Annotated in this window: 1 pseudogene; it reads left to right on the top strand. The window is 70.2% G+C overall.

Features of this window, described 5'->3' with window-relative positions:
• Nucleotides 1-275: pseudogene (locus P8629_RS11800) on the top strand (3-methylcrotonyl-CoA carboxylase); the annotation flags it as partial.

The following is a 275-nucleotide window of genomic DNA, read 5'->3' on the forward strand; positions in this document are numbered from 1 at the left end:
TTCGAGGCGAGGCTCTACGCCGAGGACCCGGAGCAGGACTTCTTGCCTGCCACTGGCCTGCTGGCCCGCTTCGAACTGGACACCGAAGGCGCGGGCCTGGCCGCCGACCAGGTGCGCCTGGACAGCGGCGTGGAGAGCGGCGATCGCGTGTCGATGCACTACGACCCCATGCTGGCCAAGCTGATCGTGCACGGTGTCGACCGCGACGCCGCGCTGGCTACCTTGAACCGGGCGCTGGCCGCGCTGGATGTGCAGGGGGTGGTGACCAACCGCGC

It is taken from the genome of Hydrogenovibrio sp. 3SP14C1 (genome assembly GCF_029625905.1).
Classification (GTDB): domain Bacteria; phylum Pseudomonadota; class Gammaproteobacteria; order Thiomicrospirales; family Thiomicrospiraceae; genus Hydrogenovibrio.